The sequence below is a fragment of the Rahnella sp. CJA17(1/100) genome, from assembly GCF_963881615.1.
GTDB classification, from domain to species: Bacteria; Pseudomonadota; Gammaproteobacteria; order Enterobacterales; family Enterobacteriaceae; genus Rahnella; species Rahnella aceris.
On the sequence record NZ_CAWOJA010000018.1, the window covers coordinates 1 to 17,071 of the forward strand.

General features: G+C 51.7%; 12 protein-coding genes. 4 read left to right on the forward strand and 8 right to left on the reverse strand.

Going from position 1 to position 17,071, the window contains the following annotated elements; genetic code table 11:
* Positions 1–199 precede the first annotated feature (199 nt).
* Both znuB and znuC read right to left on the reverse strand, forming a co-directional pair.
* Complete coding sequence (gene znuB, locus AACU55_RS10575) at positions 200–985, reverse strand: zinc ABC transporter permease subunit ZnuB (RefSeq protein WP_013575304.1); 786 nt, start codon at positions 983–985, stop codon at positions 200–202.
* Complete coding sequence (znuC, locus tag AACU55_RS10580; protein ID WP_013575305.1) at positions 982–1,740, reverse strand: zinc ABC transporter ATP-binding protein ZnuC; 759 nt, start codon at positions 1,738–1,740, stop codon at positions 982–984. The genes znuB and znuC overlap by 4 nt, the downstream gene beginning before the upstream one ends.
* Positions 1,741–1,835: 95 nt before the next feature.
* Between znuC and znuA the strand changes: the two genes are divergently transcribed.
* The 3 genes from znuA (at position 1,836) to lpxM (ending at position 5,208) form a co-directional block, all read left to right on the forward strand.
* Positions 1,836–2,768 carry a zinc ABC transporter substrate-binding protein ZnuA gene (gene znuA / locus AACU55_RS10585; protein ID WP_015689879.1) on the forward strand — a complete coding sequence of 311 codons (933 nt, stop codon included), beginning with the start codon at positions 1,836–1,838 and terminating at the stop codon, positions 2,766–2,768.
* A 20-nt stretch (positions 2,769–2,788) separates the two neighbouring features.
* Entirely contained in the window at positions 2,789–4,123 is a 1,335-nt protein-coding gene (mepM, locus tag AACU55_RS10590; RefSeq protein ID WP_013575307.1) for a murein DD-endopeptidase MepM, read from the forward strand.
* 104 nt (positions 4,124–4,227) lie between these two features.
* Positions 4,228–5,208 carry a lauroyl-Kdo(2)-lipid IV(A) myristoyltransferase gene (gene lpxM / locus AACU55_RS10595; RefSeq protein WP_037034697.1) on the forward strand — a complete coding sequence of 327 codons (981 nt, stop codon included), beginning with the start codon at positions 4,228–4,230 and terminating at the stop codon, positions 5,206–5,208.
* Positions 5,209–5,254: 46 nt separating this feature from the next.
* On the opposite strand, the gene AACU55_RS10600 is transcribed toward lpxM, so the two are convergent.
* The 6 genes from AACU55_RS10600 to AACU55_RS10625 form a co-directional block, all read right to left on the reverse strand.
* Positions 5,255–6,475: an MFS transporter gene (locus AACU55_RS10600; RefSeq protein ID WP_134706995.1), complete on the reverse strand. Its 1,221-nt coding sequence runs from the start codon at positions 6,473–6,475 to the stop codon at positions 5,255–5,257.
* Positions 6,476–6,573: 98 nt separating this feature from the next.
* Entirely contained in the window at positions 6,574–8,958 is a 2,385-nt protein-coding gene (locus AACU55_RS10605; RefSeq protein ID WP_134706996.1) for a GNAT family N-acetyltransferase, read from the reverse strand.
* A gap of 14 nt (positions 8,959–8,972) precedes the next feature.
* Positions 8,973–10,283 (reverse strand): lysine N(6)-hydroxylase/L-ornithine N(5)-oxygenase family protein, encoded by a 1,311-nt coding sequence (locus AACU55_RS10610; protein ID WP_134706997.1) that lies wholly within the window; start codon positions 10,281–10,283, stop codon positions 8,973–8,975.
* A gap of 13 nt (positions 10,284–10,296) precedes the next feature.
* Positions 10,297–11,865: a pyridoxal phosphate-dependent decarboxylase family protein gene (locus AACU55_RS10615; protein ID WP_134706998.1), complete on the reverse strand. Its 1,569-nt coding sequence runs from the start codon at positions 11,863–11,865 to the stop codon at positions 10,297–10,299.
* A 633-nt stretch (positions 11,866–12,498) separates the two neighbouring features.
* A complete protein-coding gene (pyk, locus tag AACU55_RS10620; protein ID WP_013575313.1) occupies positions 12,499–13,941 on the reverse strand; it encodes a pyruvate kinase in 1,443 nt (480 codons plus the stop codon).
* Between the two features lie 234 nt (positions 13,942–14,175).
* On the reverse strand, positions 14,176–15,045 hold the full coding sequence (locus AACU55_RS10625; protein ID WP_013575314.1) for a MurR/RpiR family transcriptional regulator: 870 nt from the start codon (positions 15,043–15,045) through the stop codon (positions 14,176–14,178).
* Between the two features lie 407 nt (positions 15,046–15,452).
* Here AACU55_RS10625 and zwf point away from each other — a divergent pair, with 407 nt between their 5' ends.
* Positions 15,453–16,928 carry a glucose-6-phosphate dehydrogenase gene (zwf, locus tag AACU55_RS10630; protein ID WP_013575315.1) on the forward strand — a complete coding sequence of 492 codons (1,476 nt, stop codon included), beginning with the start codon at positions 15,453–15,455 and terminating at the stop codon, positions 16,926–16,928.
* Positions 16,929–17,071: the final 143 nt, after the last annotated feature.

The window sequence follows — 17,071 nt, forward strand, 5'->3', positions numbered from 1 at the left end:
AGGAGACAGGAGGTCAGCGAGGCTTTGAACTTCATCGGGGGCAGTAAGATTGATAATACCGAGAGCTTGTGAAAGTTCCATTTAAAAAGGGTCCATGATGAGCATGAACCCTTTTTACACGAGCCACAGGATCGGTCAACTGATCCTTAAACGATCGGCATTACGCTCAGGGCGTCCGTTTCTGTTTCTGGCGTTGCGGTCAGGCAATCTGTTTTTTACTGAGGCTGAGCATAAACAGCACCGCAGCGCACAGCACGACAGAAGGGCCAGCAGGCGTATCATAGAATGCAGAGAACGTCAGGCCGCCGGTCACCGCAATGATGCCAACCGCCACCGCGACGCAGGCCATTTGCTCAGGCGTTTTAGCGAAGCGTCGCGCTGTCGCGGCGGGGATAATCAGCAACGAGGTGATGATCAGCGCGCCGACGAACTTCATCGCCAGACCGATCGTCAGCGCTGTTACCAGCATCAGGACGATACGTGTGCGTTGCAGTTTTACGCCATCAACATGAGCAAGTTCCGGACTGATGGTCATGGAAAGCAATGCCCGCCATTGCCAGCACAGCACCGCAATCACCACCGTCACGCCAGCACCAATCATCCAGATGTCGCTGTAGGTCACTGACAGCAAATCACCAAACAAATACGCCATCAGATCCACACGTACGCCGGACATCAGGCTGACCACCACCAGACCGAGTGACAGGGCGCTGTGCGCCATAATTCCGAGCAGGGTATCGACGGCCAGATGCGGTTTACGCTCGAGCACCACCAGTAACACGGCCAGCAATAACGTGACGGCGATAACGGTATAGAAAGGATTTACATTAAGCAGCAAGCCAAACGCTACGCCGAGCAGAGAGGCGTGGGCCAGCGTATCGCCAAAATAGGACATGCGGCGCCAGACGACAAACGAGCCCAGCGGACCGGCGGCAATCGCCAGCAATACACCCGCCAGCCAGCCGGGTAATAACAGCGCGATCATGCGTCACGACCTCCGGTGTTGCGCAAAATTATCTTTCCCTTTAAATCATGACGATGGTTGTGGTTGTGACGGTAAATCGCCAGTTGCTCGGCGCCACGGTTACCGAACATCGCAATAAATTCCGGATGCGTAGAGACCACTTCCGGCGAGCCGGAACAGCAGATGTGCTGGTTCAGGCACAGCACTTCGTCCGTTTTCGCCATCACCAGATGCAAGTCATGCGACACCATCAGCACCGCGCACCCCAATTCGCAGCGCAGGCTGTCGATCAGGTTGTACAGCGCCAGTTGTCCGTTGACGTCAACACCTTGCGTCGGTTCATCGAGCACCAGTAACTGCGGGCTGTTCATTAACGCACGCGCCAGTAAAACACGCTGATTTTCGCCGCCGGAGAGTTTTTGCATCGGTTGATCCAGCAGGTGCGCAGCCTGTACGCGTTTGAGCGCGGGCAGAATATCGCTTTTCTTCACACCGGGTTTCAGTCGCATAAAGCGGCTGACGGTCAGCGGCATGGTGGGATCAAGATGAATTTTTTGCGGAACATAGCCGATACGTAAACCGGGTTCGCAAGTCATCGTGCCTTCTGTCGGCGCAATCAGGCCAAGCACAACGCGCACTAATGTGGATTTCCCTGCGCCATTCGGGCCGAGAAGGGTCAGAATTTTCCCCGGTTGCAGGCTTAGCGAGATGTTGGACAACACGCGTCGCGAACCGAAAGTCACTGAAATATTTTGGAGCGTAGCTAATGTGGGCATGTCATAGGGTCTTGCAGAACAAATCGGATGTTATAATATTGCGTTTCGCTAAAAATAACCAGTTTTCCCCCAACCTGAAGATGAGTTCACTCAGCATGATACAGAAAAAAAGCGTTAAACGGATGTTTCTGGCAGCCGCAATATTGAGTTCAGGCGCGGTTTTCAGCACGCAGGCCGTGGTTCTGGCTTCCGTACGCCCGCTGGGTTTTATCGCATCAGCCATTGCCGATGGTGTTATGCCGACGGAAGTGTTGCTGCCGGACGGCACATCTCCACATGATTTCGCCTTACGCCCTTCGGATATTGCACGCATGCGTAGCGCCGATCTGGTGGTGTGGGTGGGGCCGGAAATGGAAGCTTTCATGACCAAATCTGCGGCGCAGTTGTCGCCGAACCGTCAGGTGGCCATCGCGACGTTACCGGCAGTGAAACCGCTGCTGATTAAGGGCAGTGATGATGACGAACATGAGGCTGATCATGACCATGATCACGATGACGCTGATCATCATCATGGCGAATACAATATGCATGTCTGGCTGTCGCCGGAAATTGCCCGCGAGGCTGCTATTGTGATCCATAACAAGCTCGTAGCGCTGGTTCCGCAAAAAAAGCAACAATTAGATGCAAATTTATCTCATTTTGAAGACACCTTGACAAAAGCTGACAAAAACCTTGGTAGTATTCTGCAACCTGTTCAGGGTAAGGGATATTTTGTTTTTCACGATGCCTATGGCTACTTTGAAAAACACTTCGGCCTTTCGCCACTTGGTCACTTTACGATCAATCCCGAAATTCAACCCGGTGCACAGCGATTACATCTCATTCGAACACAGTTGGTTGAGCAAAAAGCGACCTGCGTTTTTGCTGAGCCACAATTCAGGCCGGCCGTCATAACGGCTGTTGCCCAGGGAACAAAAGTGCGTATGGGCACATTGGATCCTCTGGGGAGCAGCATTGCACTGGGTGCGGACAGCTATGTGAACTTTTTGTCACAGCTGACGAACCAGTACCTGAGCTGCCTGAAGTAAGCTAAAAGGACAGAATTTAAGTGCAGCTGATAGCCCGATCTATCGCTCTGGCGTATAGCAACCTTCCACGGCCCCATCGCATTATGCTGGGGTCTCTTACCGTCGTCACACTGGCTGTGGCCGTATGGAAACCGTTAGCTTACCACCCGGACAATGACCTTTCTGATACCCGACCGCTGGTTAAAAATATCACACTTGATAATCAGCAACTGCGTTCACTGCTTCCTGAAGCCAGCGAACCCATCGACCAGTCTCCCCCCGCTGATGATGACATTCCGCAAGATGATCTTGACGATAAAACTGTCAATGAAGCGGGCGTGCATGAGTATGTGGTTTCTACCGGTGATACCCTCAGCAGCATTCTGAATCAGTACGGCATTGATATGTCGGAAATTGCTGCGCTTTCTGACGCCAACCGTGATTTACGTAACCTGAAAATCGGCCAGCAGATTTCCTGGACACTTAACGATGCCGGCGATTTACAGCGTCTGACGTGGGAAAAATCACGTCGCGAAACCTATACCTTTGACCGTTCCGGCAATACCTTCAAATCGTCTCTGGAAACCCTGAAAGGGGAATGGAAAGACTCCGTATTGAAAGGGACGCTGAACGGCAGTTTTGTCACCAGTGCCAAAGCGGCAGGGCTGAGCAGCGCTGAAGTCAGTGCTGTCATTAAGGCGCTGCAATGGCAACTCGATTTCCGTAAATTGAAGAAAGGCGACGACTTTGCAGTACTGATGTCCAATGAAGTGCTGGACGGTAAGAACGAGCAAAGTGAATTGCAGGCAGTGCGTATGCGCACTGGCGGTAAAGACTACTACGCCGTGCGCGCCGAAGACGGTAAGTTCTATGACCGTACCGGCAGCGGGCTGGCGAAAGGTTTCCTGCGCTTCCCGACGGGCAAACAGTACCGCGTTTCGTCTAACTTCAATCCGCGTCGTCTGAACCCGGTGACCGGGCGTATTGCGCCGCACCGTGGCGTCGATTTCGCCGTACCTGTCGGTACGCCTGTTCTGGCGGTGGGTGATGGCGAAGTGGTTGTTGCCAAGAACGGCGGCGCTGCGGGTAACTATGTGGCCATTCGTCATGGTCGTCAGTACATGACCCGTTATATGCATCTGCGTAAACTGTTGGTGAAACCCGGTCAGAAAGTGAAACGGGGGGATCGCATCGCGCTTTCCGGCAATACTGGTCGCTCAACCGGCCCGCATCTGCACTTTGAAATGTGGATTAACCAGCTGGCTGTGAATCCGCTGACGGCTAAACTGCCGCGCACCGAAGGGCTGACAGGTAAAGATCGCAGTACTTACCTGGCCACCGTTCGTCAGGTTGTTCCTCAACTGAAGCTGGACTGACCTTCAGGATCCCCTTTTGCGCTTAATGTTGTGAGGCAGTGATTTATTGCAAAATAAATCACTGCACTTATCATTAAGGCAGAATTTGTCATAAGAGCCTGAGCATGCAGCCAGAAAAAGAAAAACGATCTACCGTAGAATTTATTCCGCAGTTTCAGAAAGCCTTCTATTATCCGCGTTACTGGGGCGTCTGGCTGGGCGTCGGAGCGATGGCCGCAATGGCGTATCTGCCCGCAAAGGTTCGTGACCCTATATTAGGCAGTCTTGGCCGCCTGGCCGGAAAGTTTGCGAAAGGCGCACGTCGTCGTGCGCAAATTAATCTGCTGTACTGCCTGCCGGAAACCTCTGAAGCGGAGCGTGAACATATCATCGATGAAATGTTTGCCACCGCGCCACAATCCATGGTGATGATGGCTGAACTGGCGATCCGTGACCCCAAAAAAGTCATGCAGCGCGTTCACTGGCACGGCAAGGAAATTGTCGATCAGATGCATGCCGAAGGTAAAAATGTGATTTTTCTGGTGCCACACGGATGGGCTGTGGATATTCCGGCGATGCTGATGGCCGCTGACGGACATCCGATGGCCGCCATGTTCCATAATCAGAAAAACCCGCTGACCGATTATCTGTGGAATACCGTTCGCCGTCGTTTTGGTGGCCGGATGCATGCGCGTAATGATGGCATCAAGCCGTTTATCAGTTCGGTGCGTCAGGGATACTGGGGCTACTATCTGCCGGATCAGGATCACGGTGCTGAGCACAGCGAGTTCGTCGATTTCTTCGCGACCTACAAGGCGACATTGCCTGCGGTAGGACGCCTGATGAAAGTGTGCCGTGCGTCGATCATACCGTTGTTTCCGGTGTATAACGGCCACGAACAACGTCTCGATATTTATGTGCGCCCGCCAATGGATGATCTGGCAACTGCCGATGATAACCGCATTGCGCGCCGGATGAATGAGGAAGTGGAAGTGCTGGTCGGGCCGAATCCGGAACAGTACACCTGGATCCTCAAGTTGCTTAAAACCCGCAAACCGGGTGAGCCTGAGCCCTATTCACGCAAAGAGCTTTATCCCAAAAAGTAACGGTAAAAAGATTTGAAAAAGCTGAGGCTCACACCTCAGCTTTTTTTTATGTTTTTTCAGGGACACGCTTGAGAAACACGGCAATCAGCAATGTGCCGGTGACACCGGAAATCATGCCTGCCAGCATAAAAATGCCGTTACCCAGTGCGAAATATAACTGCTTTGCCACTTCTATACCCGCCGCAAAAACCACAATGGTAAGCAGCCCAAGTGCAGCGGCGACCGTGCCTTTACCGGTCGGGCTGGAAAACAGCGTCAGGCGGTAAAGCCCGGCATTTACCAGTCCCGAGCCCAGCGCATAGAGACTCAGCCCGCCAATCATCCAGCCCCAGGCATGTACCATAAACAGCGCGGCATAGGCACTGACTGCCAGACCGAGAACTATCGGCGCGAGACCGAGCCAGACAGGCGTGCGGATATTCACTTTGCCACTGAGTTTGCTGAGCGTGATGTTACCGATAATCAATCCGGTAAATACCGGCACTTGCCACCATCCGTACTGTAACGGCGTCATTCCGCCATCCTGAATCAGTAATACCGGTGACTGCGCCACCCAGGCCAGCAACGGCAGGGTGATCAACCCGATAGACAGCGAACCGAGCACCACGCCTTTGTTGGTGAAAACTTCGCGGTAATCGGTCAGTAGCCTGCGCATTGAAAAACGCTCCCCGCGACCGCTGGCGGTTTCCGGCATACTGCGCCACAGCCCCCAGAATGAGAATGCAGAGACCAGTGAGAATAACGCAAACATGGCTTTCCATGGTGCGTAATGAATAAACGCCGCGCCAGCCAGCGGCCCGAGCAGGGGAGCGATCAGCGTGATGTTCGCCATCAGCGCCATCAGTTTAACGCTCATTGTTTCACTGAACGCTTCCTGAATGGCGGCATAACCTACCGCGCCGATAAAGCACAGGCTCATCCCCTGTAAAAAACGCATCAGAATGAACTGTTCAATGTTTCGGGTGAAAACCGTCAGCAGACAGGTGACGGTGAAAAAGGCCACGCCTGTCAGCAGCACCGGCCTGCGGCCAAGGCGGTCGGAAAGCGGCCCGAGCAACCATTGCAGCAAAATACCGCCGCACAAATAAGCGGTTAGCGAGGTTGAAACCCAGTCGGCACTTGCGCTGAAATCACTGATCACCTGCAGCATACCCGGCTGGATCATATCGTGGGCAATATAGGTGGCGAACTCGAATAGCACCAGTGACAGCGGGAACAGACACTGGCGGAAATTCAGCCGCGAAGCGGGTTCGGAAACGGACGACATAACCTTAATTCTCCGGGTCTTAAAATCGAAAAAGCGCGGCCTGTGAAAGCCGCGCTACTATTCATGGCATTAAAGCTTCATCAGATTAAACCGGGTTTTCAGTAGCGGTTAGCATAGGCCGCAATCGGGTTTTCCAGCGTGCCGGCGAATTTCAGGTTCTGCGCCGGATCTGACAGGTTGATCATCTGCTGGTTATTCGCCAGTTGCAGACGGTTCAGGCATGAGTGCGTAAACTCGGCGCCAAACATGTCATAGCGGGCAAATTTCTCCGACAGTTCCGGATACTGAATCTGATAGTCGCGTACCACTTCGGCTACCACCTGCCAGAACTGCCCGGCAGGATAATTGCCATGTTCTTCCAGAATACGGGCGATAAAGCGGAATACCCCGGCAAAGACGTCAGTGAAAATCGACAAAATTTTAAGATTTTCCGGTACGTCCACCGCCAGACGTTTGGCTTTTTCCGGCAGGCTGGCGTCGGGGTTCATCACCGCAATTTCCTCGGCGATATCCTTCATGAAAGCATTCACCGGAATATTGTTTTCGAACCGCAGGATCAGGTTTTCGCCATGCGGCATAAACACCAGGTCGTACTGATAAAAGCAGTGCAGCAGCGGGCTGAGATAGGCGTGCATGTAGCGTTTAAGCCAGTCGCCGGTGGCCAGACCGGATGATTTGATCATCTCGACAATCAGCGCATCGCCGTGTTTATCGGTGTGCAGCAGGGCGGCCATGGTCATCAGACGCTGATTTGGCTGCAACAAGGCGACCGGGTTTTCGCGCCACAACGCCGCAAACATTTTCTTGTACGCGCTGTCGCCTTTGATGGCTTGCTCGAAATAGTGATTGTGGTAACCGAGTGACGCCACTTCCTGCAAAATGCTGAAACCGGTGGATTGCAGATACGCATCGTTTTCGACCAGATCCGCCAGCCATTCATTAATGCCCGGAGTGGTCGCCATATAGTAAGGTGAAAGCCCGCGCATAAAACCCATGTTCAGGATCGACAGCGCCGTTTTAACGTAACGTCCTTTCGGACGGCTGGCATTGTAGAAGGTGCGGATTGACTGTTGTGCCAGATAGTTATCATCACCTTCACCGAGATAAATCAGAAACTGACGGGCGATATCCGGTGCGAAGACGGTCAGTAATTTGTTCTGCCACTGCCACGGATGTACCGGCATGAAGTAGTAATTTTTCGGGTCGACACCTTTATCAACCAGCTTTTGCGTGAAAGCACAAATCTGCGCTTCACCCAGTTCTTCCGCGATCAGTTTTTCATACGGTAAACCTTCGACACTGGCGAAATGTGCTTTGTCATGATGAACCGCCACCCAGACCAGTTGCAGTGGATTGGCCGCTTCCGGCGCGTAACGGACATAATCACCGGCATCAAAACCGATACGGCCGTTGTTGGCGATAAAGCTCGGATGGCCTTCGGTCATGCTGGTTTCGACGGTCTGGAAATCGGCCTGCGACAGTTGTTTCGCTGTGGTGTGATTGTTTGCCAGTTTGTAGGCACTGCTGTAAAGCGTGCTGCTGATTTCTTCCAGATAGGTTGGCAGCATGGCCTGGGAAATACCAATTTGCTCCGCGAATTCAATGATAAATTTAACCGCGTCCAGCGGCTGCGGGATAAAATTATCCAGGCGCTGAATGCTGTCGAGATCAATCATCCAGTCATTCAGAGGCAACTGGCGGGCACGGAAGCGATATTCTATTTCCGAGGCCGGTACTGCCAGCTGATAGTCAGTCCAGGTGCCGGTCGTTTTCAACGACTGCGGCGCGAGCAGACGTTCATGGGTCAGTTCCGCCAGGCATTTACGCAGCAGCAGGGCATTCGCTTTTGCCCAGATTTCCGGTTGCAGGTGCTCACCGGTTTGCAGATTTGCAGGAGTCATGGTGTGTTTTTCCTTCTGGCTTGCCTGAAAAAAATCTTCACGCTGGCAAAATGCCAGCCATGCAGTTTTATGTGTCAGTTGAATTTGTTTCTGATAGCGGAAACCGGCGCGCTTATTCAGCTTGTGAATCTTTTCGTTACGAACATCTGGCTCGACCACTACGCGGCGGACTTCGGGCTGGCTGAACAGGTATTCCATCACGGCCGAGAACACCTGCCAGCTGAAGCCTGACACCGGTTTTTCAGCCGGTGACAGCAGAATATGCATGCCCATATCGCCGGGCTGGACGTCGTAATGTTCATGCAACGGGTCATCCTGAACCGGATAGCATTCGATGAGAAATTGCGGCTGACCGTCTATTTCGCCCATCAGCGCCGCCAGCGGTTTACCGTGAGTCAGGTTGCGATAGAAGCTGTCGACTTCTGCGAGGGTACTGTTCTGCATTCCCCAGAAATGTGCGTAGGGCTGCGTCATCCAGTTATGTAAAACGGCGGCATCTTTCTCCAGCGCCAGGGGGCGTAAAGACAGTTTTCCTGCGTCGCGCTGGCAGGAGAACACGGCGGTTGAAATGGCATCAGACATGGGTAAATTCTCCGTTAGTTTGCGCCAGGGATGCGGGACCCAAAGGTCTGGAAGGCGATGGATTTCTCCAGCGGATACACTTCAGTGCCGAGCATCTCGCGGATTATGGTGCTGTTGCGATAGCACGCCATGCCCAGATCCGGAGTGACGAAGCCGTGCGTATGCAGCTCGGCGTTTTGTACGAAAATCTGGTTGTGCGCATCGATGCTGTAATTGCGGTTGACGGCGTAACGACCCGCGTCATCCCACTGAATACGGTTGTAAATGCCTTCAACAAACTGCGGTGGCTGATAGCCGTAACCCGTTGCGAGGATCACGGATTCCGTGCGGTGTTGGTATTCCTGTTGTTGTTCGTGGTGGAGCAGGGTCATTTCCAGTTCGCCGCTGCGGCAGCGGGTCAGTGCTTTCAGTTCCGAATGTGTATACAAATCGACATTCAGCGGTCCGTCGAGACGTTTGACGTACATCAGATCATAAATGTCGTTGATCAGACTGATGTTAATGCCCTTATACAGGCATTTTTGTTCACGATTGAGCTGATCGCGCTTGCTCATTGGCAGCGCGTGGAAATAATCGATGTATTCCGGTGAGGTCATTTCCAGCGTCAGTTTGCTGTATTCCAGCGGGTAGAAACGCGGGGCGCGGGTCACCCAGGTCAGGTGGTAATCGTGCTTATCGATATCAGAGAGCAGGTCATAGTAAATTTCTGCGGCACTCTGGCCGCTGCCGACCACGGTAATGGATTTCGAATTCTGTACCTGCTCTTTGTTCGGCAAATAGGCCGAAGAATGATGCACGTTCCTGCCGGCATCCCGCGCACAGGCGGGTATCCACGGCGACGGTCCTGTGCCGAGAACCAGCCTTTTGGTGCGGTAGATCTGCTTTTCGCCGCTTTTGGTTGAGCGCGTTTCAACCAGATAGCATTCCTGCACGGCATCCCAGGTGACCAGTTCCACGCGCGTGGAGAATTGCAGGCTGGTCAGTTGGCTGCATGCCCACTGGCAATACTGATTGAACTCTTTACGCATCATGAAGAAGTCTTCACGGATGTAGAACGAGTAAAGTTTCCCCTGTAATTTCAGGTAATTCAGGAAGCTGTAAGGGCTGGTCGGATCGGCGAGAGTCACCAGATCTGCCATGAACGGCGTCTGTAAATGCGCGCTTTCCAGCATCATACCGGTGTGCCAGTCAAAGCTGTCATTCTGGTCTAAAAACAGACCGTTCAGCTCTTTCACCGGTTCAGTCAGACAGGCCAGCCCGAGGTTAAACGGGCCGATGCCCACGGCGATGAAATCATACGTTTGGTCGTTTGAATGGATATTCATGGTGCGGCTCCTTTTACCGGTTTTTCGCGGCGCTCAGCGTGCTGGCAGTCAGTTCTTTGCCGTAATGCGTGATCAGGCTGAGCACATCGGCAACGTCTTCCCTGGTGGTGGTGGGGTTCAGTAAGGTGAATTTCAGATACTGACGCTGATGCACTTTGGTACCGGCGATAACGGCGCTGCCGTCGCGGAAAATGGCCTTGCGGATCCCGGCATTGATTTCGTCAATCTGTTCATGACTCATGGAGATACGCGGCACAAAACGGAATACCAGCGTGCTCAGTTCCGGTTTATGCAGCACTTCGATATTCGGATTTTGTTCCATCATCTGATGCGTTTCTGTTGCGCGTGCCAGCAGCACATCGAACGATTCTCCCAGTGCTTGTTGACCCATAATGCGCAACGTCAGCCACATTTTGAGGGCATCAAAACGTTTGGTGGTCTGGATACTTTTGTTCACCAGATTTGGCGTGCCTTCCAGTTTCGCACTCAGCGGATTCAGGTATTCAGCGTGGTGCGTGACGTGCTCCAGATGGCTGTGATCGTTAACCAGGAATGCGCTGCAGCTCACCGGCTGGAAGAAGGATTTGTGATAATCCACGGTAACGGAATCGGCCAGATGGATCCCTTCAATGCGCTGGCGATGCTGAGGTGAAACCAGCAAACCGCAGCCGTACGCGGCATCAGCATGCATCCAGATTTTTTCCTGGCGGCAGATTTCAGCGATCTCATTCAGCGGGTCAATGCTGCCAAAGTCAGTCGTACCGGCGGTTGCCACGACCGCAATTGGAATCAACCCTTCATTGTGGCAGCGCTCAATTTCCTGACGGAGCGCGGCAATATCCATACGGAAAGCGCTGTCGCAGGCGACTGGCACCACGGCGTCATAACCCAGGCCGAGCAGGGCAGCGGATTTCTGAATACTGAAATGGCTGACCTGTGAACTGAAAATACGCCAGCGGTTGGCTTCCGGCGGCAGCCCCTGGTACTTGATGCTGTGTTGCGGGCGGGTGCGTTTGCAATGACTGTCTCTTGCCAGCAGCATTGCCATCAGATTAGACTGCGTACCGCCGCTGGTGAAAATACCATCTGACTGTGCGCCAAAACCGATACGGGCGAGTGTCCAGTCAATAACTTTTTGCTCGATGAGTGTGCCGCCTGCGCTCTGATCCCAGGTATCCACCGAGGAGTTGATGGCGCTGATAAACAGTTCCGCCAGTTGGGAAGGTACTACGGTCGGACAGTTGAGATGCGCGAGGTATTTCGGATGGTGGAAATAGACCGCGTGCTGAAGATATAAATCATCCAGTTCTTCCAGCGCCAGCCGCGTTCCGTCTAAAGGTTTGGTCAGGTCAATATGGCGAAATTGCTCGGCTAATTCAGCCGGAGAAACGCCGGAAAAAGGTTTCTCAGTATGGTTAATATGGGATTTAATTAATTCGAGGCCTTGCTCAATCAGGGTCTGCCATTCAGAAGTGCTGTTCTGGTTAAAAATATAACCTTTATTTTTGCTTATATTCGCCTGAGTGATTGTCAGGTCTTGAGTGCCGGATTGCATTAATTCCCAGTTATTTATCTGGCTCATTCTGGATCCTTTTGGTTAGTCCTTTTCATCCTCAGCAGGCGTGGGGCGGCCACCCGGATAAAGTCAGGATTTAGCAGTGAACGTAAGCATCAGCAGGCAGGGCTGATGGCCATGCCTGTAAAGTGTATAGTTTAATATTTTATGTTATAAAAAATAAACAGTGATATGTCTTGTTTGGATTCCTTAGTGCGGACTTATACAAGGTTTTAACGATTGAGAATCATTATAAATGCAAATCATTATCATTCAACAACGACATTGAACATTTGCCCATAACAGAACTTTTTGATTGTTTAATGTGATGTATGTCACATAAATTTCTGAAGGATAAGTTCGGAGTACACATTCCTATGAGATGAATCTGTATTTGTTATACGTTTGCTGACTTAAAAGAAGGGTTGTCTTGCGATAAAAAGTTATATTTAAGCGCAATGTTTGTAGGTGTAATGAATTTTCATCACGCAATGTTTTATGCAGTGAACCTGATTATTTCAAACGAATGGCAAAATAATGATCAAATTAAGACTGTTCACTGACCTGCAGGAGGGGGTAATAGATTCAGGGGCAGGACGAAAATAAAAAAGGCCGATCACGATGATCGGCCATATGTTTATATCTTATTACATTTAACTATTATTCAACACGCAGTATACGGCTGGTATTGGTGGTACCGACGGTGCTCATGACATCACCCTGGGTGATGATCACCAGATCGCCTGACAAAAGGTAACCTTTATCACGCAGTAAATTCACGGCATCCTGTGCGCCCGCTACACCGTCATTTGCGCTGTCGAAGAAGACAGGGGTAACGCCGCGGTAAATCGCGGTCAGATTCAGTGTGTGTTCGTGGCGCGACATGGCAAAGATCGGCAGGCCGGAGCTGATACGTGACAACATCAGCGCGGTACGCCCGGACTCGGTCATGGAAATGATCGCCGTGACCCCTTTCAGGTGGTTTGCCGCGTACATGGCGGACATTGCAATGGCTTCTTCGATGTTATCGAATTCCACGTCCAGGCGGTGTTTGGAAACGTTAATGCTTGGGATTTTTTCTGCGCCCAGACATACGCGCGCCATGGCTGCCACAGTTTCAGCAGGATATTGACCCGCAGCCGTTTCCGCTGACAGCATGACCGCATCTGTGCCATCGAGCACGGCGTTCGCTACGTCCATCACTTCTGCACGGGTTGGCATCGGGTTAGTGATCATCGATTCCATCATCTGGGTCGCAGTGATCACCGCGCGGTTCAGCTGACGTGCACGACGAATCAGTTTTTTCTGGATACCCACCAGCTCAGGGTCGCCGATTTCAACGCCCAGGTCACCGCGGGCCACCATCACGACATCGGATGCCAGAATGATGTCATCCATTGCTTCATCTGACGCCACCGCTTCAGCGCGTTCGACTTTAGACACGATTTGCGCATTACAGCCTGCATCGCGTGCCAGACGGCGCGCGTAGTTAAGATCTTCGCCGGTGCGTGGGAATGAAACTGCCAGATAATCTACGTCCATTTTGGCCGCAGTAATAATGTCTGCTTTATCTTTCTCAGTCAGCGCTTCGGCAGAAAGACCTCCGCCCAGCTTATTGATGCCTTTATTGTTAGACAGCGGGCCGCCCACGGTCACTTCCGTGAACACTTTCATGCCCTGAACTTCGAGCACTTTCAGCTGCACACGGCCGTCATCAAGTAACAGAATATCACCCGGCACCACATCAGCAGGGAGACCTTTATAGTCGATGCCGACTTTTTCTTTATCGCCTTCACCCTTGCTCATGTTGGCATCGAGCAGGAATTTGTCACCGATATTGAGGAAAACTTTACCTTCCTTGAAGGTCGATACACGGATTTTCGGACCTTGCAGATCGCCAAGAATCGCGACGTGGCGGCCGAGACGCGCGGCTATTTCACGCACTTTGTTAGCGCGAAGAATGTGATCTTCAGCGGTTCCGTGGGAGAAATTCATACGCACAACGTTCGCACCAGCAGCAATGATCTTCTCAAGATTATTGTCGCGGTCAGTTGCAGGGCCGAGCGTGGTAACAATCTTCGTTCTTCTGAGCCTTCTGGACATGCCTAACTCCGTTAACTGATGAAACATGGTAATGCAAAAAAACAGCGAGCCCACATTGGGTTTAGGTGTAATTGTAATACAAAAGGGTTTCACCTGTGTGACCCGCTGACCTCATGTCTGACATTTACCCTGCGCACTTTGCGCGTAGATTTCCCGCCAGACTCCCTATTAAATCAATGATGATTTGTTCATATATTCTATGAATGATTTGATGTGCCGACTCGCATGACGAGCTTACTCCGGCAGGTTAGGGACGACCATTCCCTTATCAAAGCGCGATTCTTTCAACGCTTCTTTGACCCGCTTCAGGTTATCTCTGAATTTTGCACCACGACGCAGCGTAAACCCGGTAGCCAGCACATCAATCAACGTCAACTGAGCGATTCGAGAAACCATCGGCATGTAAACGTCGGTATCTTCCGGAACATCCAGTAACAGAGCCAGCGTGGCCTCATGCGCCAGTGGCGTATTAAAGGACGTGATGGCAATGACCGTAGCGTCGTTTTCGCGGGCAAGTTGCGCCAGCTCGACCAGATTTTTGGTGCGGCCGGTGTGGGAAATCAACACCACCACATCGCCTTCGCTGGAATTCATGCAACTCATGCGCTGCATGACGATGTCATCGAAATACACCACGGGAATGTTAAAGCGGAAGAATTTGTTCATGGCATCATGCGCCACTGCGGCCGATGCGCCCAGCCCAAAGAAAGAAATCTTTTTCGCCTGGGTGAGTAAATCGACTGCGCGGTTGATGGCAGCGATATCGAGAGTATTTTTCACCTGATCGAGGCTGGCCATAGCGGATTCGAAAATTTTGCTGGTGTAAGCGCTGACGCTGTCGCTTTCATCCACGTTACGGTTCACATAAGGTGTGCCGTTTGCCAGACTTTGTGCCAGATGTAATTTAAAATCTGGAAACCCTTTTGTGTCGAGGCGACGGCAAAAACGGTTTACAGTAGGTTCACTGACGTCCGCCATGCGGGCGAGAGTGGCAATACTGGAGTGGATTGCAATGTGTGGGGATGCCAGGATCACTTCGGCGACTTTGCGTTCTGACTTGCTCAGAATGTCAAGGTGGGTCTGGATTTTTTCCAACGTATTCATAAGCATGACACTCATAGGTTTCAACGATTTCTTTGAAAAGAGGAAATCGTGTTGATTTGATGAAAATATACTACGCGCTTAATGCTGTTGGCAGCGTCAGTCAGGCGAAAAAACGCTTTTTTTGTCAGAGTTTGACCGGGATCTAACTTTCAGTATGGTAAATTCTGTTCAGTTTTGTCATAAAATTACAGAATGTGGTGGGTTTTGCTATCCGCTGAGACATTTATGATAAAAACAAGCTTTTCCGCAGAGTTATCCCCCTGTCAGAACATGGTTTACGGCTCACGGACAATCAGAGTACATTGTTGCTGAAATAAAATTACAATATGTACCCGAGATAATTCGAGTTGCAGCTCACGCACAGCAACCAGAAATATGTTAGGTATTCCTGCATTGAGGAGAAGAACATGGCGGTAACTCAGACAGCCCAGGCTTGTGATCTGGTAATTTTCGGTGCAAAGGGCGATCTTGCGCGCCGTAAGCTGTTGCCTTCCCTGTATCAGTTAGAGAAAGCGGGTCACATTCACCCGGACACCCGCATCATCGGTGTCGGACGTGCGGAATGGGACAAAGCGGCCTATACCGAAGTGGTCAAAGAAGCTCTGACCACCTTCATGAAAGAAAAAATTGATCCGGAACTGTGGGATAAGCTCAGCGCCCGTCTTGATTTCTGTAACCTTGATGTCAACGATGTGAAGCATTTCAAAGTGCTGGGCAAAATGCTTGACCAGCAAAATCGCGCCACCATTAACTACTTTGCGATCGCGCCAGGCCACTTCGGTGCGATTTGCCGCGGTCTGGGCGAAGCAGGGCTGAACAAAGAACCTGCGCGCGTCGTGATGGAGAAACCACTGGGACACTCTCTGGAGTCTTCTCAGGTTATCAACGATCAAGTCGCGGAATACTTCGCTGAGTCCCAGGTTTACCGTATCGACCACTATCTGGGTAAAGAAACGGTACTGAATCTGCTGGCACTGCGTTTCGCTAACAATCTGTTTGCCAGCAACTGGGATAACCGCACCATTGATCATGTGCAGATCACGGTCGCTGAAGAAGTCGGTATCGAAGGCCGCTGGGGTTACTTTGATGACGCCGGTCAGATGCGCGACATGATCCAGAACCACTTGCTGCAAATTCTGACCATGATCGCCATGTCACCTCCGGCTGATCTGAGCACCGACCGTATCCGTGACGAAAAAGTGAAAGTGCTGCGCTCACTGCGTCGTATCGACCAGTCAAACGTGCGTGAAAACACCGTGCGCGGCCAGTACACAGCCGGTTTCGTACAGGGCAAAAAAGTCCCTGGCTATCTGGAAGAAGAAGGTGCGAAAAAAACCAGCAGCACCGAAACTTTCGTGTCTATTCGTGTGGATATCGACAACTGGCAGTGGGCGGGCGTGCCATTCTACCTGCGCACCGGTAAGCGTCTGCCGAGCAAATGTTCTGAGGTCGTGGTGTATTTCAAAAACCCGGCATTGAACCTGTTCCGTGATTCTTACCAGCAGTTGCCGCAGAACAAACTGACTATTCGTTTGCAACCGGACGAAGGTATCGAGATCGAAGTGCTGAACAAAGTGCCGGGTCTTGAGCACAAACACCGTCTGCAAACCACCAAGCTGGATCTGAGCTTTACTGAAACCTTCAATGAACAGCATATTGCCGATGCTTACGAGCGTCTGCTGCTGGAAACCATGCGTGGAATTCAGGCGCTGTTCGTCCGTCGTGACGAAGTGGAAGAAGCCTGGAAATGGGTCGACTCCATCATGAACGCATGGGCTGCGGAAAGCGAAGCACCAAAACCGTATCAGTCAGGGACTTGGGGGCCGGTAGCTTCCGTGGCGATGATCACCCGCGACGGCCGTTCCTGGAACGAGTTCGAGTAACGAATAATTTATTGAGTCATTACTCCCCAAAATAATTGGAGTTGCAGCAAGGCGGCAAGTGAGTGAGTCCCGATGAGCTGACATGAGTCAGTGATTCGGGTGAACAAGCGCAGCCAACGCCGCTGCGGCTTCAAGTATGACGG